The organism is uncultured Ruthenibacterium sp. (assembly GCF_963558415.1).
Classification (GTDB): Bacteria; Bacillota; Clostridia; order Oscillospirales; family Ruminococcaceae; genus Ruthenibacterium.
Genome location: NZ_CAUWGY010000037.1, coordinates 1 through 21,010, shown reverse-complemented (window position 1 = coordinate 21,010; position 21,010 = coordinate 1). Strand labels below are relative to the sequence as shown.

Here is a 21,010-nt window from a genome sequence, read left to right as displayed (position 1 = left end):
AGACCCGGGAACCGGATGCAAAGAAAAAATTCCGCGCAAAAGTAGTCGTTGTGGGTTCTGAAATTGATGATCCCGAACTGATCAGCTTGATTGAGGACAGCGGCGCACTGGTGGTGGCTGACCGGTTCTGCTACGGTAGTTTCCCCGGACGACAGGAAATTGTTCTGACGGAGGACGAAGACGCCCTGACGCAGGTCTGCCGCAATTATTTGCAGACGACTTTGTGTGTGCGCCACTGCGCACAGCACAAGGTGCAGAAACGTCTGGATTTCGCAGCGGAGCTGGCGCGGGACTACCACGCCGATGGCATCATTTACGAGCAAATCAAATTTTGCACTTACTGGTCTTATGAACGAGCACTTGCCAGCCATGTGATGCACAACGAGTACAACATTCCCACATTGTCCATTGACCGGCCGTATATGTCCCGTACGAGTGGCCAGCTTCGGACTCGTGTACAAGCCTTTGTGGAAAGTATTGAAATTAAAAAAATCAAAGCAAAGAAAAACCGGGAGGTGAAGTGACATGGCATACGATCCCAAAACGGGAAAAGGTTTAGGAGATTTGTATTCCGCAGAACATCGCTGTACCAAGCGTCGTGAATGGAAAGGGCTTAAGGACACGCTTTATGATTATGGCTGCTGGCTGCGGCTGTTGTTCATGTTGGGGTATAAATTAGGACCTGTACTTCCCCAATTTTTCCGTGGCCTAAAACGATATCGGTGGTTGGTGTCCTATATCACTACCCCGGCCTTTTTGGATCGGCACACCATTGGTTTGCGCGGGTATGAATTGCGTTATACGCATCAGCAGTTTTATGCCGTGCTGCAAAATTCGGCAGGCATGATTCGCGATTTGCTGGAGCGCGACGAAAATTTGAATCCCAACTCCAAGAAAGCAGCGGAGTTACGTTCCAAAACGGTAATTTTTGATGAGATGATGCCCATTCAGATCATGAACGGATTCCCCACACTGAAAGGGATTCCCATTCAAATGGCACCCATCTTTGTGGTGGGCGAGGTGGACCAGCAGGCCAACGTATATTATATCGATGCGATTGAACACTATGGCCTTGCATCGGACGTATGTCCCTTGCCGGCCGCGGAAGCAGGTTGCTGTGTGGTAGATGACTATCCCAAAGTAGGCGCGGCCTATGTGTCCAGTTCTATGCCGTGTGATGGCTCGGTGGCCAGCACAATGTACAGCAACCGGTATTTTAAGCTTCCCAATTACCAGATCACCCCACCGCAGCGCTTCAATGAGCCGGAGGTGCAGGAGTACGCAGTCAAGAACTTATGGGGCTGCGTGGAGTTCATCGAAAAACAGTTTAACGTAAAGTTCAACTGGGATGCGTTCTTTGAAGGCGTGCGCCGCTATAACAAAGAGTCCAACTATATGATTGAAAAATGGGACGTAAACTGTACCGATTATCCTCAGATTTGCGGTGCGGCGCTGGCATTGCATCGTGAGTATGAGATGCAGATCGCCAGTTCACTGGACCCCAAAATGTGCAAGTACGACGCCAAAGTCAACAAGCTGATGAAAAAGGGTTATGCCCATTCGGTTGCAACCAATGATAAGCCCCGTTATCGTGCCATTGTGTGGAGCTGTCCGGCCCACTACTATTCCAACTTTACTTACTGGGCTCAAAACTGTTGGGGCATCAAAACCCTGGTGGATATGGAGTGCATGCTGGCCTATCACCATTACGATGAGCACGATAAAAAGAAAGTCTTGGTGGATATGGCCCGCGGCTATGAGCGCATGACGATGCGTTCCCATTCCAACGGTGGTTATGTGAATGCGCTGGATGAGTGCTGGAAGATGTGCGAGAAATTCAACGCCAACATTGTGTTTATGTACAATCACGTTTCGTGCAAGAATTTTGCAGGCTTGCAGGGTTTGTTTGAAGAACAGGCTCGAGAGCGTGGCATTCACTTAATTTGGATTGAACACGATTTGATGGACCCGCGCACAGTGTCCCGTAAGGCCATGCGTGACCGAGTCAACCGCTACATGACCACTGTGTTCCGGGCCGAGCCTTTGGATCCCACGCTGGTGGATTACGACGATGATCTGACTTGGTAAAGGAGAGAACGACTATGAAATATTTCGGCGGATGCGATGTGGGTTCTACCTACACAAAGTGCGTAATTCTGGACGAGACCGGCAAGATGGTCAGCGATGTGACCATCCGTAGCCGCATTAATTCCGAAATCAGTGCCAAAGAAGCATTGGATCAGGCAGTGGCAAAGGTGGACGGATTGAAAGACATCGGGGATTTGACCTATCTGATTGGCACGGGATATGGCCGCAATAAGGTGCCACAGGCACAAGAGAATATCTCTGAAATTTCTTGTCATGCCATGGGTGTGCATGTGGTGGACCCCACGGTCAAAGCCATCATCGACATCGGTGGTCAGGACGTAAAGGGCATTGCCATCGATGAGGATGGTACCGTGTTGAACTTTGCGATGAACGATAAGTGTGCAGCGGGTACAGGCCGTTTCTTTGAAGCGATGGCTCGCGCTTTTGAGTGCACACTGGAAGAGTTCTCCGCACTGTCGTTGTCAGCAAAAAATGTGATACCGATCACTGCTCAGTGTACGGTGTTTGCGGAGAGTGAAGTGATCACATTGGTGGGTGAAGGAAAACCGCGGGACGAAATCGCCGCAGGAATTCAGCAGTCGGTAGCAAAGCGGTGCTTTGTCATGGCCAAAAAGGCAGGTGCAAAAGACCATATCACGCTCACAGGTGGTTGCGCCAAAAACAAAGGCCTGAAAGCTGCTATTGAAAATGTTCTGCGCATCAAGGTGATCGATCTTCCTGTGGACCCACAACTCATGGGTGCAATGGGTGCTGCGGAGTACGCGCGTCAAAAAGGCATGGAACAGGAGTGATGGAAGATGGCCTGGTATTGGATTGTTCTGATTGTTATTGTTGCGTTGTTTGCGCTGACGTTTGTAGTGTACATTACCAACGCCGATATGAAAATGGCAGAGAAACTGTACAATCGGCTGATCAACTATCATGATCAGAAGGATGTGGAAGAAAAGCTGTGATGAATTTTTTTGATGTGGTGATTGACCGGATGCAGGCCTGTCTGTCTCCATATACTCCCCGCGTGTATCAAGCGGATCCGGCTCGTACGGCACCGGAAGGTGGCAAGAATCAACTGATTTTAGGCAGCGAGGCTGCTTTTGAGTTGGGGGCGCTGTCCTGCGACAGCGTCAGTGCGCTTTTGGTAACTCAAAGTGAGGCGGTTGTGCCGCAGGATGAGATTTTGGTTTATGGACCGGACCTAGGGGATATTCAGGGAGATTGCAATTTTGCGCGCATTGCAGTGCTGCGTACCGATGATATTGCCAAAAACGGCGAGCAGGCAGCGTTTGCTATTTTGAAGGAAATCGAGACCCGAAAATATGGCGTGTATCCCGAGGGCTATATGATTCGGGCGGCGGCATTTTCCAATCGCGAGCAGGCCCGTGTGTCGAAAAAAGCACTAAAGGCAGGGCTGAATTTTGAGCAAGTGGGCAATTTATTCATCCGAGAGTACAAGCGTAACCGTCATGTGCAGGCAGTGAAACTTGTATTTGTTACTTTGCCCAATGTACCTTACGGTGAGTTGGATGCGCTGGCGTCTAAAGCACAGGCAATCACCAAGGCGCTGGATCATATTCTGGACGATGTGAATATGGACTGCAACGCCTGCGAGTGGAAAGTGGTTTGCGATGAGGTAGAAGGGTTAAAAGAAATGCACGGAAAAATCAGGCGCCGGGGCCACTGAGCACCGGCTTTACAGGAGGGATTTGTCTTGAGTGATTTGAGAACCGACGCACCCATTCAAGAACTGTGCGACCATTTTGGCGACTGGTTCCGGGACGGCGTCAAAAACGAAGCGGGCAACGCGGCTCGCATGACAAAGGATCTGTATCCCTATACGTCCATGTTTTCGCCCATTCGGGTGAATCGTATGACAATCAAGAACCGTGTGGTCATGGCACCTATGGGAAACCTGATGATGTGTGAGGAATACGGACGCCCCAGCGAGAAAATGATTCGTTATTTCGTAGCCCGTGCGAAGGGCGGTGTGGGACTGATTACTTCCGGTCTTATCCCCATCAGTGATAAAATCGACCCCACAGTCACCGAAGTGGGCGGCAAGGTAATGATGCCGCGAATCAGCCCGGCCCGCACACTGATGTCCGGCTGGAGAGATTTGGCGCAGCAGTGTCACGGTTACGGAAGCCGCTTTTTCATTCAATTAACGCCGGGTTTGGGCCGGGTTGGGCCACCCACATGTTTGGTGCAGCAGACCAAATTCCCGGTGTCTGCGTCCTTTAATCCCAACTTTTATATTCCGGAACTGCCCTGCCTGCGTCTGTCTGACCATCGGTTGACCAAAATTATTAAAAATGCAGGCCAGGCCGCGGCGGATGCCAAGGCCTGCCTAATCGACGGTGTGTATTTGCATGGACACGAGGGATATCTACTGGAACAAATGACCAACCGTGCGTTCAATCGCCGGGCGCTTGGCAAATACGCCGACTGGCAGCGCTTCGGGTTGGACATGGTGCGGGAGATTCGCCGCCGAGTGGGGCCGAATTATCCCATTATGTATCGCATTGACCTTTCCTTGGCTTTGAATGAGACCTATGGCGACCGCATGGACGAAGTGTCCTCATTGAAGAAGTTTAAAAACGGCCGCAGTGTGGCAGAAACTTTGGATTATATGGAAAATCTGGTCAAAGCGGGTGTGGATATTTTTGACGTGGACATCGGCTGCTATGATAACTGGTGGCTGCCGCATCCGCCTTCCGGCATGCCGGCGGGCTGTTTTGTAAAGGTGTCTCAAATCGTAAAGGAACACTTTGCGAAAAAGAAGATTTTGTCCAATGCTGGGGTCGAAGTACCTGTGGTAGCCGTGGGCAAACTGGGTTATCCCGACGTGGCGGAAAAAGCTCTGCGGGATGGTCAGTGCGATATGGTCATGTTGGGTCGGCCGCTTCTGGCGGATCCCGATTGGTGTAACAAAGCCTACGAGGGCAGGGTCGAGGAAATTTGTCCTTGCATCGGCTGCCAGGAGGGCTGTGTGAACGAATTTGTGGAAGGCGGACACATCCAGTGCGCAGTGAATGCTCGAACCGGCTTTGAGGACAGCATTCCTGCCCAGGCACCACCTGTACAGAAAGCGAAAAAAATCGGCGTGGTGGGCGGCGGCCCGGCCGGCGTGATTTTTGCAGTGGAAGCGGCACGGCGTGGTCACACAGTGGAACTGATTGAAAAGACGGACCGTATTGGCGGACGCATTGTATCCGGCAGCGTTCCGGCAGTGAAATTTGACATCAAAAACTATCTGGAGTGGTTGAATGTACAGTTGCGCTGTGCGCAGAAACTGCCCAATTTTACACTGCGTATGAATACGGCCGCCACCACTGAATGGTTGGCTCAGCAAAATTACGATGCGCTGGTGTTCGCCGTGGGTACCAAAGATGTTTGTCCGCCGATTCCGGGGTTGGATCAGGTCAAATATGTGCAGGCAGTCGCACTTTTGGAAAATCCCGATTTACTGGGGGATGCACAGAAAATCGTTGTTGCGGGCGGCGGTGTAGTAGGCTGTGAAACGGCCTACTGGCTGCGGTATGAACAGAATCGTCAGGTCAAAGTGGTAGAGATGTTGCCTCATTTTATGCAGGGGGTATGTACAGCCAACCGCGGGCATCTGCTGCATTATATGGAAAAGGCAGGAATAGAATTGTACAACTGTGCCAAGGTTACAGGCTTTGAGCCGGGAAAGGTGCACATTGAGCGCAACGTATCCCAGGGGGCACCCAACCCCTACAACACTTGGCAGCCACTTTTGCCGGAGAATATTCCGAATCCATTGGCGCCCAAACTGGGGCCTGAGACAGCCCACTTTACCTTGGAAGCGGATTTGGTGGTGCTGGCCATGGGCGGTCGGCCGGATGACGCACTTTATTATCAGGCACAGGCCGCACAGGCTGCGCCGGAAATGTACAACATCGGCGACAGCTTTGCAGGCGGTCGCGTTCTGGAGGCCAACCGGGCGGCTTATCGCCTGGCACGAGAGATTTGACGGGTGGGTTTTATATGATTGCAGGGGGCACGGCCATGCAGGCTGCGCCCCCTGCGCGTTAAACAGAAAAAAGCCTCCCCAAGGGAGGCTTTTACTTATTTTTGCTTGCGCCGATCGTACTGAGGTTTTTTCTTTTTCTTCTTGACGGAAAAGCCGAAATCACCAATTTTACGTCCAAGCGCGAAATATTCGCCATGCGCATAAGCGCATAAGCCTGCTTTGGCCAGCCGCAGTCGTCCCGACTCGTCCACTAAATCACTGGCCACATGGATAGAAACGATATCCGCCAGGAACATATCGTGGCTTCCCAACGGTACAACATCGGTTACACGGCAGGCAATGCTCAAGGGACTTTCTCCAATCATCGGACAGGAGAACCCTTCTACGGGCTGCGCAGTCAGATGCATGGCGGCCAACTTGTCCTCGTTGCGGCCGCTGCGCACGCCACAGTAGTCAATGGCACGGACCAAAGCGGCAGTGGGCAAATTGATGACAAATTCGCCGCTTTCCCGAATTAGATTGTAACTATAACGCTCCGGCCGCACAGAAATGTAAGTTTTGGGCGGTTGACTGTTGATGATGCCGGTCCAGGCAATGGTTAGTGCGTTGGGGGCATCCATAGTACCGCAACTCACCAAAGCAGGCGGAACGGGAGCCAATAGCGTGGAGCCTTTCCACATTTGTTTTTCCATGGATGTCCTCACTTGTCCTCTTTGGGCGGGCCAAAGGTAGTTTCGCTGATAATAAACCGAGGCCGGGCTTTGGTTTCGTTATAAATTTTGCCAATGTATTCTCCGATCACGCCCAGGCACAGAAGCTGTACGCCACCCATAAAGAAAATGGCACAGGCCATGCTGGCCCATCCAGAAACCGTCACACCAAAAAGCTTTGTCAAGAGTACCCACAAAATACCTACAAAGCTGGCAATACTGATAAAAAAGCCCAAACCTGTAATAAGGCGGATGGGTTTTACCGAAAGACTGGTAATGCCATCGAAAGCGAAATTCAGCATTTTTTTCAAAGGATAATGGCTTTCGCCCGCAATGCGTTCGGCACGCTCATAATATACGCTGGATGAGCGATAACCTACCAGCGGTACAAGGCCGCGCAAGAATAGATTCACTTCATGGAACTGCGCAAGGCCTTCCAGTGCACGGCGGCTCATTAAACGATAGTCCGCATGGTTGTATACGGTATTGGCGCCCAGTGCATTCATCAGCTTATAAAATCCTTCAGCCGTGGTACGCTTAAACCAAGTGTCCGTTGTACGTTTGGAGCGGACTCCATACACAATGTCACAACCTGCCAAGTACTCATTTACCATGTCGTCCATCGCGTTGATATCGTCCTGTCCGTCGCAGTCAATGGAAATGGTGATATCCGCCAAATCTTTCGCAGTCATCAAGCCGGCCAGTAAAGCGTTCTGGTGGCCTCGATTGCGAGACAGACATACACCTACATAGTGCTCATTTTGCTTGGCTAAGTCTTGAATGATTTCCCAAGTTTTGTCCTTAGAGCCGTCGTTCACGAACATTACACGGCTTTTGTCGCTAATTTTACCTTGTGCGGTAAGGTCCTCAATTTTTTTCAGAAACATTCCGCTGGTTACAGGCAGTACCTCCTGCTCATTGTAACAGGGGATGACAATGTATAAAATTGGCTTTTCCATGGCAAAACCCTCCTTTTAAAAGACATCAACGGCGTTTGGGTCCGTCAAATACGACGGCCACGGCGTTGGGGCCGGTATTGGTAGCTACGGCTGCGCCGATAGAAAACAACATCTCAGGACCATAGCCCAGCTCTTTTTTACAAAGCTTCGCCAACATTTTTCCGTTTTCTTCATCGGTGCTGCCCACAAGATAAGGCGTACCCGGCTGAATGCGGGTTTTCACATATTTTACAATGCCCGGAATTACGGACAAATCGCCCCGCACCTTAGCAGGGGTTGCGGTTTCGCCGTCAATAATGGAGATGATGGGGCGCAGTCCTAAAAGCTCCCCGGCAAAGGCGGCTGCCGCTGAAATGCGACCGCTTTTTTTAATGAAGCGAAGTGTGTACACAGACAGGGCAACCTCAGCGCAAGCAAAACGTTCTTCCAAATATTCCACAACATCCCGAACGTCTGCACCGTTTTTCAGTTTGCGGGCCGCTTGGCACACAGGCCAGCCATAGGTCATGGAATAGGTATGACTGTCCACAATGTGAAATTTCAGGTGGCTGTCGGGATGTTCTTCCTGATACTGGCGGGAAGCAAGCACCGCATTTTGGTAGGTGTTGGAACCGGTAGAATTGATTGCCACATACAAAACATCGGTGTAGCCCTCTTCGTCATAGCGGGCAAACTGCTCCAGAAAGCGCATGGGCGTGATTTGCGAAGTCACAGGAATTCCTTCGCATTTGGTCAACATGTCGTAATATTCCTCGTTGGTAAAATCCTCTCGTTCTGTGTAGCTTTTTCCATCGACAGCAATGTAAAACGGAAGGATGTCAATGCCGTACTTTTGCTGCAATTCTGGCGAAATGTCACAGGCAGAATCGGTCAAAACCGCAACTTTGCTCATATGCTCACTTCCAATCGTAATTTCTTAAATGCCCCTGCTCCAAAAGACCGTCAAAATTCCATTGGCGCAAAGTTTCATATACGCCAATTGCCACGGTATTGGACAAATTCAGGCTGCGTGCATCATTGCGCATAGGCAGCCGCACGCACCAAGGCTGGTTTTCAAACAACAGTTTTTCGGGCAATCCAGCATCCTCACGTCCGAACACGAGATAAGCGCCGTCGGGATACTGCACATCGGTGTAGCGTTGAGGTGCTTTGGTGGTAAAGTAGTAAAAAGGACCCTCGTTCTTAGAAAAGAATTCATCCAGATCCTGATAGTATGTTATATCAAGCATGTGCCAGTAGTCAAGGCCGGCACGTTTCAGTTTTTTGTCGTCTACCACGAATCCCATAGGTCCCACCAGATGCAACCGGGCTCCGGTACATGCGCAGGTACGCGCCACATTTCCAGTGTTTTGGGGAATTTGCGGTTCTACAAGTACAATGTTTAAAGTTGGCAAGAAAGATCATCCTTTTTTTGATTTGTCAAATAACCTAAAACCGGTTCAAAAAGTGCTCCGAAGCGTGGATCGGCATGCACAGAAAATGTTTCGGCCGCGGCTTTTGCCACAAAATTTGCGGCGAGCTCTGCACTGTCACAGGCGCCCAAGCCTGTGGTCAACGCGCCTGCCAACACCGCGGCGAACAAATCGCCGGTTCCAGGATACTGCTGGGCGACTGGAGCAAAGGGAAGAAGTTTCGGCGCACCGTTTTTTTCCAGCAGTGCGTTTGCATGAATGCCGTTTGAAAGTTGCACACCGGTGATTACCACGGCCTTTGCTTGAGGAAAGGCTGTATGGAGCCCAGTCAGACGCTCGCTGAGTTCTGACATATTGGAAAAAGGTCGGTCGTCCGGGAGCATTCCCAGCAAAACCGCGCTTTCGGTCACATTCGGGCATATTACATCTGCCATACGGCAAAGCGAGCGCATGGTTTCACACAATTCCGGCGTTACAGCTCGATACAAAGAGCCGTGGTCGGCAAGAACCGGGTCGACCAGTTTGCAGGCTTGAGGATTTTGCGCAAAAGCTTCGCGCACCAGTTCGGCGCTGGCGGTGTTGGCCAGATAACCAGAGTATATGCAATCAAAATGCAAATCTAATTCTTTCCAGTGACGCAGAGCATTTCTACAAAAAGATTCGGTATGAAGTACCGCCGGATCTCCCAACCCGCCAGTGTGCGTGCTCATCAGTGCGGTGGGCATTGGACATGCTTGTACACCCATGGCAGAGAGTACTGGCACAATCACACTGAGACTGCACCGTCCTACGCAGGATAAATCGTGAATGCAGAGAACCCGCTTTACCGGTTCCACAAAAAGCCCCCTTCGTCGGTCAATAGATATTATCAGTATAACACATTCTAAAGGATGCGGGGATGAAAAATATGCGAAAAGGCAAATTTTTCCCCGAAAATCCCGCGCATCTGCGGGCAAACTAACAGCAGATGCCAACAAAGCATCCAAGGGAAGGAGAGCGAATTTTCATGTATAAAAACACAAAGAGCATGATGAGCGGGGCTGCTATGGGCATGCTGGCCGGCAGCGCATTGGGAATTATGGGCGCATACGCCGCACAAAAGCATCCTCGTGAAGTGAAAAAAGCTATGAAAAAAGCGGCTCACACCGCTCAGAAAGCCATGAATGGCATTGACAAAATGATGTCGTTTTAAAGAAAAAGCCAAGACGTAAAAACGTCTTGGCTTTTTCTGTGTGCAAAGGTTATAAGGATTAAGACTACGCGTGGCAAATTTTATTCAATTGGTTTTTGATAAAATCCGCCAAAAAAGGTTTCGGTGGGAAGTACATTCACAATGATTTTAGGATCCACCTGTTTCATTAGATGAACGATGTCCTGTACTTCATAAGAGGAGACCACTGTGTGCAACAGGCTGATTTTTTGTCCACTGTATCCACCATATCCATTCAGAACGGAAATGCCATGACGATAGTATTTAACGTATTCGCGCACAACCGCGTCAGCATCGTGTGTAGTGATTTGGAGCGTGACACGTTTGTATCGGTGGTAAAACGTATCGATTGTTTTCGTGGAAATAAACTGGCACATGATGGAGTATCCTGCATATTCCCAACCGAACAGATAGCCAAACAGGCAAAGCATACAGGTATTGAATACAAACACATACTGCCAAATAGCATGGCCGGTTTTATTCGATACATAAAGTGCGATAAAGTCGGTACCACCGGTGGAAGCATTGCCCTTCAGTGCAGTTACAATCGCCACACCATAGGTAAAGCCACCAAAGCAAATATTCAAAAGTACATTGTCAAATAAAGGCTGAAAATGCGCATATTTTAAAATCGTACTTGCTAAAAAGACCTGAAGCAAGGAGAAAACCACAAATTTTTTGCCAATGTGTTTAAAGCAGAAGGCAGCGACGGGAAGGTTCAAAGCAATCATGCCCAGGGACGTGGAAAAATGAATTCCAAACAAGGAAGTGATCTTTTCAATGAGAACAGCCACTCCAGTAAAACCACTGGAAAGAATTTGCATAGGAGTGAAAAAAACCTGAAGTGTAAAAGCCTGCAAAAAGGCGGAAAGAACAACGGCAAAGAATGTAATAGCGTACCGCCGGACAGTTTGTACACGATTCATAAATATCCTCTGTTTCACAAAAGATTCGGAAGCAAATTTCCTCTTATTGAGTATGAAAGCTTTTGTTAGGTTTGTCAACCGTGTTTTAATAGATCGTTTTGGCAACCAGGAGATTAAATTCCTTGGGGCATATCTTGTTCAGACGGACGGTATTTTTGTAAAATGTAAAAGGAAAGCAAAACCGTCAGAATATCTGCGGTCACTTGAGACCAGACGATTCCGTACATGCCGAAGAAAAAGTTTAAAATAAATAGCATGGGAATGTTGAAAACAAGCCAACGGGTCGTTCCAAGAAACAGTGAGATTCGGCCCTTTCCGAATGCTTGGAAAACGTATACCGTAAAGAAACTTAAAAACATCAAAGGGGTAGCAAGTACACGAATACGAAGAAATTGAGACGCCAGCGAGACCGTCTGCGCGTCCTCGATGAATAAATGCGCGAACTGGACGGCAAATATTTCATATAGAACGATGCTGATGGCCGCCGTAGCCAAACCAAGCCGCCGAGCAAGGCGAATCGTATCATCCATTCGTTTTTTGTTGCCGGCCGAATAATTATAGGCAACCAACGGCAGCATTCCCTGGCAGATTCCAACACCTACGTTGAGGGGAAAACGCTCTATTTTTAAAACGATTCCGATAGCGGCCAAGGCCAAATCATCGTAGGAAACCATAAGTTTATCAATAAACACATAGTCGAGATCAAAGAGAAAAGAGGTAACGGCGGACGGGATTCCAACTCCAAAAACAGCAATAATGTTATCGGTGCGTGGCAAACCACCTTTGGGCCAAAACGTAATCACCGAATTGTGTCCCATTCGAATGAGCACGGATATAAAAAAGAAAAACGCGATACAGTTGGACAGGCAAGTGGCAAGTCCGGCTCCTAAAACTTCGTAGCCATCCGGCATCAGCACGAACATAAATAAAGGGTCCAAAACAATGTTTAAAATTCCGCCTAAAATGATACCGGTGCTGGCTTCTCTGGAGTGGCCAACGCTTCGTATCAGATTGGCAAGTACGTTGGAGAGTACCGTGGGGATGCCACCAATCACAATTACACAGAGCGCATACTGCCTTGCATAATGATAGGTATTTTCTCCGGCGCCAAGCATGTTTAAAATGGGTTCCATAAAAATGGCGATTCCCAGTGTAAATAGAGCGGCGATCGCCAGTCCCAAATACAAAGAAAAGGCACTGACCCGTCGTGCCTCTTGTTCTTCAGATTGTCCCAGCAAACGAGAAATCAGTGAGCCGCCGCCAATTCCGGCAAGTCCCGCAAGACAAAGCGTGATATTGAATACAGGCAGAATCAAAGAAGTTCCCGCCACCATATAAGGATTATTTGTCTGCCCTACAAAAAAGGTGTCCGCCATGTTGTAGATTAAAACAATCAACTGACTTGTTATCGCCGGAACAATCATTTTTTGCAAGGCAGAAGAAATCGGAAGCGTTCGAAAAATTTCGTCTTGTGTGGAGTCCACGCTTGTTTTCATTGTATGTACCTTCGCTTTCTGCTGGCCGCATGGACAAAGACATCGGTCGGCACTTTTGATCATAAAAAGTACAGCGGCGCCCCTTGAGGCGCCGCTGTTTCTTGGAGCAGATGATGGGAATCGAACCCACACGGCCAGCTTGGGAAGCTGGAGTTCTACCACTAAACTACATCTGCAAACCGTAATCCTTATTTTAGTCATTTTTGGAAAAGTTGTCAATCTCTTTTTCGTTTCGCTCTGGGAAGTTTTTCAATTTACAGATTTTGCCATTTTTTACCAATTTAAAGACATATACTAAAAGTCAGAATTGAGCAGCACTGTGCAAAAATGCTCTGTGAAAGAGGGATTATCCATGTTATATCGTTTGTTCCGAGAAAAACTTACCGACCCTTCGCTGGGTTCTTATTGGACTTACGGGATTCAGGGCGGGGGTGTAGTGGTACACGATGTAGGAACAGATGAATCGTTTGTTCAAACGGTTGTATCCGCATTGAACGCGTACGATGTAGAGCCGTGTCATGTATGGGATATTGTAGAGGATTTTTTAGCAGGAGAACCGTTGCCATACCAGTTGGGGCAGACTTGTCAAGAGAGCGGAGCGGGTGTAAGATAAAGGCGGAACGGCGTTTTGCGTCGAAAGAGGAGGCCTTTTTATGCCTGGCGATTTACATACACATACCAATTTTTCAGATGGTTCTTCCGATATTGAGTTGTTGCCTGTGTTGGCACAGCGTGCAGGGCTTACCAGCCTTGCGGTATCCGATCACGATACGGAATTATGCATTCAATATGCACAGCAACACCCGGTACAATGCGGTGTGCGTCTGATTCCGGCGGTGGAGATGACGGGATTTGATACTGAGCGGGGTCGGCGCGTTCACATGCTTTGTTATTGTCCGGATTTGACGGATGGCATCTTGAATTTTTTCCGTTTGATGAAGGACCGCCGCAATGCGGTCACCAGTTTGAGCATTGATGAGTTGGAAAAACTGTATCCGCAGTTTACTCGTGCCGCAGCAAAATCGTTTTCGAAACGAAGTGGCGTGACTTATAAGACACATCTGATTCGGCTTTTGTATGAATATGGATATACCGATGGGATTTACAAAGATCTTTATCGGGAACTTTTTGGCCGAGGGGGAAAAGTATTGCATGATCCCGCTTACGAACCGATCGATACGGTGCTGGATTTGATTCATCAAGCACGTGGCGTAGCAGTTTTGGCTCATCCAAGCGTTTATAAAAGCATGGATCTGGCGAATGAGCTGGCGCGAGAGGGGCGCATTGACGGCGTGGAAATTGATCACCCTCGGAATACACCGGAAGATCGTGAGCAGTTGCATCGGTTGGCAGACAGGTGGGGACTGATTGTGACGGGCGGAACGGATTTTCACGGGATGCATATGTCGAAACCCACTCCTTTGGGGGCTTATACTACGTCCGATGAAATGATTGAACGAATTTTGAACCTGGCGCAAAAGAGAAAAGAATGATGCAATTGTTCCGCATTATGGAAAATATGACGAATTTTGGCAAGAAAAATTGCTTCTTCCGGGAATTTTGCTAAATTTTTACGAAACCTTTTGTCTATGTTGTATCTGAAGGCTGGCTGTGCTAGAATAAAAAACAACAGATGCATGTTGGAGGCGCAGCAATATGACCTATACACGGAAAAATAGAGGCGTTTGTTCGGTGTCCACGACTGTTACCTTGGCAGAGGACGGCACCATTGAAGATGTGACGGTGTTGGGCGGATGCAGCGGAAATCTGAAAGGAATTTCTTCGTTGCTGAAGGGAATGCCGGCACAAGAGGCCATTGAGCGAATGGAAGGATTGACTTGCGGAAGCAAGTCCACGTCTTGCCCCGATCAAATTGCAAAAGCGCTTCGGGAAGCGCTTGAGCAGTAAAACGCACAAAGTAGAGAAAAAAGAGGACGGTAAGTCCTCTTTTTCTTTTTTTAACCATATTTTGGTCGATTGAATGGCGGTACCATGGTCCATACTTTTCAACGGACAAGTCAGTGAAACGGAGGAGTATGCATTGTTCTGGTACAAAGGCTTTGCGCGGCCTGCAGGGGCTGTGATCAACGATGCCATTCATGTGGCGCAGGAGATGGGACATACTTATGTGGGAACGGAGCATCTTCTGATGGCCTTACTGCGAACGGATACCACAGATGCCGCCTGTTTTTTGGTGGAAAAACAAATTTATGGATATCGTGTGGGGCGTGTCCTGACACAGAGAATCGGTCAGGGCAAACGGACGCATTTGTCCCCGCGAGATTTTTCACAACATTTGTCCGGATGCTTGGATTACGCAGTCATGGAGGCAAAAGCGACGGACGGAGGTAAGGCGATGCCGGCGCATTTGCTTACTGCCTTGCTGGAAGTACCCTGTGCCGCGGGAGAGATATTGACTCAGTTGGGATTGGAACCGGCCCTGGCGGCGAAAGAGTACGGTAGGAGAAACGGGCGCTTGCCTTTGTACAGTGCACCGCCGCCTCGTCCTCAGGGACGTCCGGCTGGCCGGGTGGCAGAGAAGTATGGGCGGGATTTAACGATGCTCGCTTTGCATGGAGAAATCGATCCGGTACTTGGGCGGGATGATGAGATCCTTCGCATGGAACAGATTTTGGCTCGTCGCCGCAAAAACAATCCATGCCTCATTGGGGCTCCGGGCGTTGGAAAAACGGCTGTGGTCGAGGGGCTTGCTTTGCGCATTGCTGAGGGAAAGGCTCCGGCGGTTTTGAGGGAAAAAAGAATTCTGGCCTTGGACATTGCCAGTTTGGTGGCAGGCACAAAGTACCGGGGAGATTTCGAAGATCGATTTAAAAACGTATTGGCGGATGTGCAGAGAGCCGGCGATACGATTTTGTTTATTGACGAGGTGCATGCCATTATCGGAGCGGGAGCAGCAGAAGGGGGAATTGATGCATCCAGCATTTTAAAGCCAATGCTGGCCCGTGGCGAGATTCAAATGATTGGAGCAACCACCAATTCAGAATATCGAAAGATTGAAAAGGATGCAGCTCTTGCCCGCAGATTTGCAACCATTGATGTTGCGGAGCCGACTCCGGAGATTGCAGTGCGCATTTTGGAGGGGGTTGCACCTTGTTATGAGCGTCATCACAATGTCACCATTGACCCGGAGGCACTGCAGACTGCGGTCAAATTGGCTATACGGTATCTTCCCGATCGCAAGTTGCCGGATAAAGCAATTGACTTGTTGGATGAGGCGTGCAGTGCGGCATGCATTGCGCACACACCAGGCGGCCGAATTACGCCGGACTTAGTGGCTGCCGTTGTATCTCGTCAGAGCGGAGTGCCCGCGGAGCGTCTGTCCCAATCGGAGTCGGTACGCATGGCCCATTTGGAGGAGGAGCTGGAACGTTGTGTAGTGGGACAGCATGCGGCGGTTCAGGCGGTGGCATCGGCCTTGCGTTGCGCCAGACTGGGGTTGGCCAGTGATGCGCGGCCTATGGGAGCTTTTTTGTTCTTAGGTCCTACGGGTGTTGGAAAGACGGCGCTTGCCAGGGCGCTGGCACAATGCTGCATGGGAAGTGAAAAAGCACTTCTTCGTTTTGATATGTCAGAATATATGGAAAAACATACGGTCGCACGTCTGATAGGTGCACCGCCGGGGTATGTTGGTTACGGCGAAGGCGGTCAGTTGACAGAAGCCGTTCGCCGTCGACCATATAGTGTGGTGCTTTTCGATGAGATTGAAAAGGCACACCCGGATGTTTCCAATCTTCTTTTACAGATTTTGGAGGACGGCCATCTGACCGACAGTGAGGGAAGAACGGTAGATTTTTGTCATACACTGATTATTCTGACATCCAATCTGGGCGCAAAGCATTTGATTGGGCAGAAGGGAACGTTGGGATTTGGCGCGCAAGCCCCTACACAGGCGGCACGTGTTCAGGTCATTCAGGAGGCCCGAGATTTTTTCAGTCCGGAACTTTTGGGACGCATGGATGAGTTGTTGGTCTTTAGTCCGTTGGATGCGGAAAGTTTGCAGAGCATAGGGGAACAAATGCTATCGCAGCTTGAAGAAAGAGCGGCTGAACAAGGAATCCTTTTGGAACACACACAACAGGCTGTTCATTTGCTGGTCAAAGGCGGATACGACCCGAGTTCAGGGGCGCGCAGCCTGCGGCATGCAATTATCCGGCGTGTGGAGCAATGCTTGGCAGCACAAATGCTCAAGCAAAGCGGAAACGCTTTTCTATTGGATGCGGATGAAGAAGAATTGACACTTCGCCCTTGTGCACAGTCTTGCACGGTTTGTTCCGGAGCGCAATCATAACGAAAAAACTGTTGAAAAATAAAGTCTAGCGCATAAGAATGAAAAAAGAGGAGTCCGTGAGGACTCCTCTTTTTGTCATTCGTCGTGTGCCATAAGAAATTCCAAAGTGACTCGGTTGTAATCTTCGAGATGTTCCCATTCATGCACGTGCCCGCCGTCTTTGCACAAATACAGTGTAGCGTTGGGGATTTTTTCGCATAGTTCCATGGTTTTTTCATGAGGTACAAACAAATCACAGGCACCGGCGGCTACCAGAGTAGGTGCGGTGATTTGTTTTAGCCGGTTCGAGGTGTTGTGGTTCAAACAGGCATTGCATTGTGCTTTATAAGCGTACGAAGGCATAGGATATGGATATTCCGCATCGCTCTGTGCCATCTCAAGCAGAAATTCCGGTCGGGTATTTTGTGTTTTCTGCGCAAACGTCATCCATTGATTCAGACGCTTAAAAGATTTTTTGTCCATCACATCGATGTTGTCTCGCAGTGTCTCGATGGCTGTCCGAAAGGAGTTGGACACGCTTGCAAAAGTACTGGTCAGAACCAGAGAGCGCACGCGGTCCGGGTGCGCAATCGCCAGTTCCTGCGCAATCGCGCCGCCCATGGAAATGCCATTTATATGAGCTTTTTCCACGCCCAATGCGTCCAGAACGGCTGCTGCGTCCAGAGCCATCTGCTGCACCGAGTAAGCATCCAGGTGTGGTTTGTCCGAACGACCAGCACCCAGATTATCTACTAAGATACAACGAAAGTGATTTTGATAAACAGCTACATTGGGGGCCCATTTGTCTCCAGCGGCGCCCAGACCCATCAAAAGAAGCAAGGGCGTACCACGGCCGATGGTCTGCACATGAAGACGATGGCCGTTGATGGGCAGGTCCTGTTCAAAGGCTCCGTCCATATCAGTCCCTCTCCTTTCGAGGTGTTTTTCCATCGTAGATATACATTTTCTTGCTGTCGCACAAAGGCAGTTCCCGACGCATGGTCTCAATGACCGGTTCATAATTTAAATCGGTAATCGGCAGGTCTACACGTACGTTGCGCAGAGCGGACAAACACATACCTTCCAAAATTTCATATCCGTGATACGCCGTATCAATATTACAGGAATGAACCTTGTTGTCATCATCCAGCCAGTCGGCGTATTCAGTGTAATAGGGCGTCTGAATGGGAATCTGCTGATGGTTGCGCCAGCCAGGATCTTTTCCGGTGACAAGGCGTCCGTTGGTCGCCTTGGTGCATGCGCCCCAGAATCCGTCTGTTTCCGCGTATACATAGCCGTCGGTACCATATACGGGCAGACGGTTGTCGCTGCTGCCGTACTCGGGCGGATTGTGTGCCTCGCTGAGATATCCGCATTCAATATAAGCGTGCACGCCATTTTCCAGTTCCATGGTGCCCAGTAAGTAGTCAGGAGCAGGATGGTTGTCATCCAGGCAAATAGGACCATGCACATGGCCGCAAACCCATTTGGCTCGGTAGCCCCCATTCGCCCACAAAGTATAGTCTACATAATGTGTGCCTAACTGACTAAACCAGGCCTGTGTCTCCACGTGAATTTTGCGAATCTCACCAATTTCACCGTCCTCAATGCGCTTTTTTAAATTGCGCATTTGTGACAGGTATTTTTGTTGATGGCAGACCACAGCTTTGATGTTGTTTTCCTTGCACAAATCGACCATGGCTTTGGCTTCTTGCAAAGATTCAGCCATGGGTTTTTCCAAAGAAATTCCTTTTACTCCGTATTTTGCACCCAATTGCATGAGAGAAAGGCGCATGTTGGGGGCCACTACGAAGACAAATACTTCCGGTCTTGTTTTATCCAACATTTCCTCTGCATCGGTGAACTGGGGCACGTCCGAAAGTCCGTTGTCATCGGCAACTTTTTTCAAAACATTTGGATCGATATCGCACAGACCTACGATGCGAAAGCGTTCCGGATTTTCCAAAAGGCCATGGATGTGAATTTTGCCGCGGACGCCAAGGCCCATGACGGCAACTGTGTATTGATGCATAACGTTGTTCCTCCTTTTCACCTAGCGAGTATGTTTGTACGGAGTAATGTACGCGCCATCTGCGCGAACCACTGCGTCCGAATCCGTCAATGCCTTAGGAGATTCGTCCTCGACCATAATCCATCCGCCGTAACCGGTCTCTTCCAGATATCGAATGATGGCAGGATAATCGATACAACCTTCTCCCATGATTGCCCATTGATCCTGTGCAATACGATCTTTAAAATGCACATGCCGAATCTTTCGGCGGCTGCGTTTGAGAATTTCAAGTGCATCCATCCCGCCGTTGACAATGTGTCCCACATCCGGTATGTAGCCTACATCGGTTTCTTCCAGCATCTCAAACAGAACGTCGTAATCCTCGCGGGTGCGGAACAGAGAATTGCGAGCGGAATTGGGATGATATCCTGTAACGATACCGTGCTCTGCGGCACGGTCTGCCACCGCGGACATACAACCAATCAGATTTTTTCTTCTCTGAAGCAGGGCAGCTCCCTCGGGCCGAGGGTCCTTGCCGGCATGATGAGAAACCATCAGCTTTGCGCGGGGAAAATGTTCCAGGAAAGCAATGGCTTTGTTTGAGAGCGCGGCTTCCTCATCGGTCTCCTTTTCATTGCACCAGGGTTGATGCAAAACCAGTGCTGCCAACTCCAGTCCGTTTTCTTCCAAAACTGCTTTTGTGCGCTGGGGATCGTCAAAGTAGCTTCCCAACATGCAGATTTCCGCTTCTAAGCCTTGAAATCCGGATTGAGCGGTTACTTTTGCAATGTGCGGCAAATCGCCTGCAAATTTCTCCTGATTCATTTTCCAGGGATAGGTTTGGCATCCGTACGAGATGTAACTCATAAATGTGCACTTCCTTTTTTATAAAAACTGTTCCAGATTGCTTTGGAAAATCAGCTCAGAGCGGAGTAGTTGTGTAGAGAGCTCCGGGTGTTTTCCATGGAGTAAGTAACGGGTTAGACATTTGACGGCTGCCCGCCCTTGACCAAACGGATTTTTCGAAATGATGCAGGAAAGCTCCCCTTGTCTTAGAGCCTGCGCACTTTCATCGCATAAATCGCTTCCCACGGCAAAAATCCGTCCTTGCAGATGCAATTGGCGTATGGCCTCAGCCAGTAAAAGGCTGCATCGAAGGTTTACGGAAAATACACCGCGAATGTGCTCATCGGCTTCCAGCGTTCGGACAATGGTCTCAAATGTTCCATCTACGCCACTGTATCCGTGGACTCGAATGATGGGAATTTCCGGCCGCTTGGTCCTGAGAAAACTTTCAAAGCCTGCAACGGTGTCCCGGTTGGAAGAAAGACGGCTGTCACCCGCGCACAAAAGTACTTTGTCAGCCGGGCCCAGCGAGGGAGAGAGAAGCTCTGCGGCCAGGCGTCCTTCGGTGAAAAAGTCTGTGCGTACCGTGCAAAGAGGTTCTAGACCTTGGAAAGTCTCATTGACCAAAACGGTGGGGATTTTGCTGGAAAGGACTCGCGAGAGTGCATCCAGTGAATCCTCAAAAATCCGTCCGCCTGCAAGAACACCATCAATTTCGCCTCGGTATTGCCGAAATACACGCGCCATATTGGCGGCAAAGCCATTTTCCGGTGTGTCATCGAAAGGCGCCTCAATCACATCCAAATGGTATGCGGAAAGATCCTCCAATTGCTGGCGGCAGCCTTCCCACATTCGTGAAAAGAAAAAGTGATTTTCTCGAGTACGTCCGGGAAGCGCCAGGACGATGCGCTGTGTACGGCGGCTGCGCATGGATGGAGTCGGTCCAGGTTGGTAATTCATCTCATCGGCCAATCGCAAAATTTCCTGACGCACGGTGGCACTCACACCCGGCTTGCCGTACAACGCTCTGTGTACGGTACCAGTGGATACCCCCG

22 protein-coding genes and 1 tRNA gene are annotated in these 21,010 nt (G+C 49.5%); 11 read left to right on the top strand and 12 right to left on the bottom strand.

Annotated elements, in window-relative coordinates; translation table 11 throughout:
* From AB5H98_RS07885 to AB5H98_RS07860, 6 genes are all read left to right on the top strand, one after another.
* On the top strand, window positions 1–524 hold a 524-nt coding region (locus AB5H98_RS07885; RefSeq protein WP_367925368.1), incomplete at its 5' end, for a 2-hydroxyacyl-CoA dehydratase family protein.
* Between the two features lies 1 nt (window position 525).
* Entirely contained in the window at window positions 526–2,088 is a 1,563-nt protein-coding gene (locus AB5H98_RS07880) for a 2-hydroxyacyl-CoA dehydratase family protein (protein WP_367925367.1), read from the top strand.
* A gap of 14 nt (window positions 2,089–2,102) precedes the next feature.
* Entirely contained in the window at window positions 2,103–2,900 is a 798-nt protein-coding gene (locus AB5H98_RS07875) for an acyl-CoA dehydratase activase (RefSeq protein ID WP_367925366.1), read from the top strand.
* 6 nt (window positions 2,901–2,906) lie between these two features.
* The gene (locus tag AB5H98_RS07870) at window positions 2,907–3,062 is read left to right on the top strand and encodes a hypothetical protein (RefSeq protein ID WP_367925365.1); all 156 of its coding nucleotides are present in this window, start codon (window positions 2,907–2,909) and stop codon (window positions 3,060–3,062) included.
* Window positions 3,059–3,787 (top strand): hypothetical protein, encoded by a 729-nt coding sequence (locus AB5H98_RS07865; protein ID WP_367925364.1) that lies wholly within the window; start codon window positions 3,059–3,061, stop codon window positions 3,785–3,787. Before AB5H98_RS07870 ends, AB5H98_RS07865 begins: the two co-directional genes overlap by 4 nt.
* Window positions 3,788–3,814: 27 nt before the next feature.
* Window positions 3,815–6,097 (top strand): FAD-dependent oxidoreductase, encoded by a 2,283-nt coding sequence (locus AB5H98_RS07860; protein ID WP_367925363.1) that lies wholly within the window; start codon window positions 3,815–3,817, stop codon window positions 6,095–6,097.
* Window positions 6,098–6,192: 95 nt separating this feature from the next.
* Here AB5H98_RS07860 and AB5H98_RS07855 read toward each other — a convergent pair whose 3' ends face one another.
* The 5 genes from AB5H98_RS07855 to AB5H98_RS07835 are packed head-to-tail and all read right to left on the bottom strand — an operon-like array spanning window position 6,193 to window position 10,014.
* The gene (locus AB5H98_RS07855; RefSeq protein ID WP_367925362.1) at window positions 6,193–6,789 is read right to left on the bottom strand and encodes a flavin reductase family protein; all 597 of its coding nucleotides are present in this window, start codon (window positions 6,787–6,789) and stop codon (window positions 6,193–6,195) included.
* An 8-nt stretch (window positions 6,790–6,797) separates the two neighbouring features.
* A complete protein-coding gene (locus AB5H98_RS07850; protein ID WP_367925361.1) occupies window positions 6,798–7,766 on the bottom strand; it encodes a glycosyltransferase family 2 protein in 969 nt (322 codons plus the stop codon).
* A 25-nt stretch (window positions 7,767–7,791) separates the two neighbouring features.
* Entirely contained in the window at window positions 7,792–8,658 is an 867-nt protein-coding gene (locus AB5H98_RS07845; RefSeq protein WP_367925360.1) for a DegV family protein, read from the bottom strand.
* A 4-nt stretch (window positions 8,659–8,662) separates the two neighbouring features.
* Window positions 8,663–9,160 carry a tRNA (cytidine(34)-2'-O)-methyltransferase gene (locus AB5H98_RS07840; protein ID WP_367925359.1) on the bottom strand — a complete coding sequence of 166 codons (498 nt, stop codon included), beginning with the start codon at window positions 9,158–9,160 and terminating at the stop codon, window positions 8,663–8,665.
* Window positions 9,148–10,014, bottom strand: coding sequence for a pyridoxamine kinase (locus AB5H98_RS07835; protein WP_367925358.1), 867 nt, complete (start codon window positions 10,012–10,014; stop codon window positions 9,148–9,150). Before AB5H98_RS07835 ends, AB5H98_RS07840 begins: the two co-directional genes overlap by 13 nt.
* Window positions 10,015–10,184: 170 nt before the next feature.
* Between AB5H98_RS07835 and AB5H98_RS07830 the strand changes: the two genes are divergently transcribed.
* Window positions 10,185–10,370, top strand: coding sequence for a hypothetical protein (locus AB5H98_RS07830; RefSeq protein ID WP_367925357.1), 186 nt, complete (start codon window positions 10,185–10,187; stop codon window positions 10,368–10,370).
* Between the two features lie 80 nt (window positions 10,371–10,450).
* Here the strand turns inward: AB5H98_RS07830 and AB5H98_RS07825 are convergent, their stop codons facing one another.
* The 3 genes from AB5H98_RS07825 to AB5H98_RS07815 form a co-directional block, all read right to left on the bottom strand.
* Window positions 10,451–11,314 carry a YitT family protein gene (locus tag AB5H98_RS07825; RefSeq protein WP_367925356.1) on the bottom strand — a complete coding sequence of 288 codons (864 nt, stop codon included), beginning with the start codon at window positions 11,312–11,314 and terminating at the stop codon, window positions 10,451–10,453.
* Window positions 11,315–11,427: 113 nt separating this feature from the next.
* A complete protein-coding gene (locus AB5H98_RS07820; RefSeq protein ID WP_367925355.1) occupies window positions 11,428–12,810 on the bottom strand; it encodes an MATE family efflux transporter in 1,383 nt (460 codons plus the stop codon).
* Between the two features lie 102 nt (window positions 12,811–12,912).
* A tRNA-Gly gene (locus AB5H98_RS07815) sits at window positions 12,913–12,986 on the bottom strand.
* Between the two features lie 176 nt (window positions 12,987–13,162).
* On the opposite strand from AB5H98_RS07815, the gene AB5H98_RS07810 reads away from it, so the two are divergent.
* The 4 genes from AB5H98_RS07810 (at window position 13,163) to AB5H98_RS07795 (ending at window position 17,119) form a co-directional block, all read left to right on the top strand.
* On the top strand, window positions 13,163–13,423 hold the full coding sequence (locus AB5H98_RS07810) for a hypothetical protein (RefSeq protein WP_367925354.1): 261 nt from the start codon (window positions 13,163–13,165) through the stop codon (window positions 13,421–13,423).
* A gap of 40 nt (window positions 13,424–13,463) precedes the next feature.
* The gene (locus tag AB5H98_RS07805) at window positions 13,464–14,303 is read left to right on the top strand and encodes a PHP domain-containing protein (RefSeq protein ID WP_367925353.1); all 840 of its coding nucleotides are present in this window, start codon (window positions 13,464–13,466) and stop codon (window positions 14,301–14,303) included.
* Between the two features lie 163 nt (window positions 14,304–14,466).
* Window positions 14,467–14,718 (top strand): TIGR03905 family TSCPD domain-containing protein, encoded by a 252-nt coding sequence (locus AB5H98_RS07800; RefSeq protein WP_367925352.1) that lies wholly within the window; start codon window positions 14,467–14,469, stop codon window positions 14,716–14,718.
* Between the two features lie 73 nt (window positions 14,719–14,791).
* On the top strand, window positions 14,792–17,119 hold the full coding sequence (locus AB5H98_RS07795; RefSeq protein WP_367925351.1) for an ATP-dependent Clp protease ATP-binding subunit: 2,328 nt from the start codon (window positions 14,792–14,794) through the stop codon (window positions 17,117–17,119).
* 75 nt (window positions 17,120–17,194) lie between these two features.
* Here the strand turns inward: AB5H98_RS07795 and AB5H98_RS07790 are convergent, their stop codons facing one another.
* The 4 genes from AB5H98_RS07790 to AB5H98_RS07775 form a co-directional block, all read right to left on the bottom strand.
* Entirely contained in the window at window positions 17,195–18,016 is an 822-nt protein-coding gene (locus tag AB5H98_RS07790; protein ID WP_367925350.1) for an alpha/beta fold hydrolase, read from the bottom strand.
* Window position 18,017: 1 nt separating this feature from the next.
* Window positions 18,018–19,130 (bottom strand): Gfo/Idh/MocA family protein, encoded by a 1,113-nt coding sequence (locus AB5H98_RS07785; RefSeq protein ID WP_367925349.1) that lies wholly within the window; start codon window positions 19,128–19,130, stop codon window positions 18,018–18,020.
* 21 nt (window positions 19,131–19,151) lie between these two features.
* Window positions 19,152–19,976: a sugar phosphate isomerase/epimerase family protein gene (locus AB5H98_RS07780; protein ID WP_367925348.1), complete on the bottom strand. Its 825-nt coding sequence runs from the start codon at window positions 19,974–19,976 to the stop codon at window positions 19,152–19,154.
* 18 nt (window positions 19,977–19,994) lie between these two features.
* Window positions 19,995–21,010 (bottom strand): substrate-binding domain-containing protein (locus AB5H98_RS07775; RefSeq protein WP_367925347.1); only part of this gene is annotated, 1,016 nt, incomplete at its 5' end.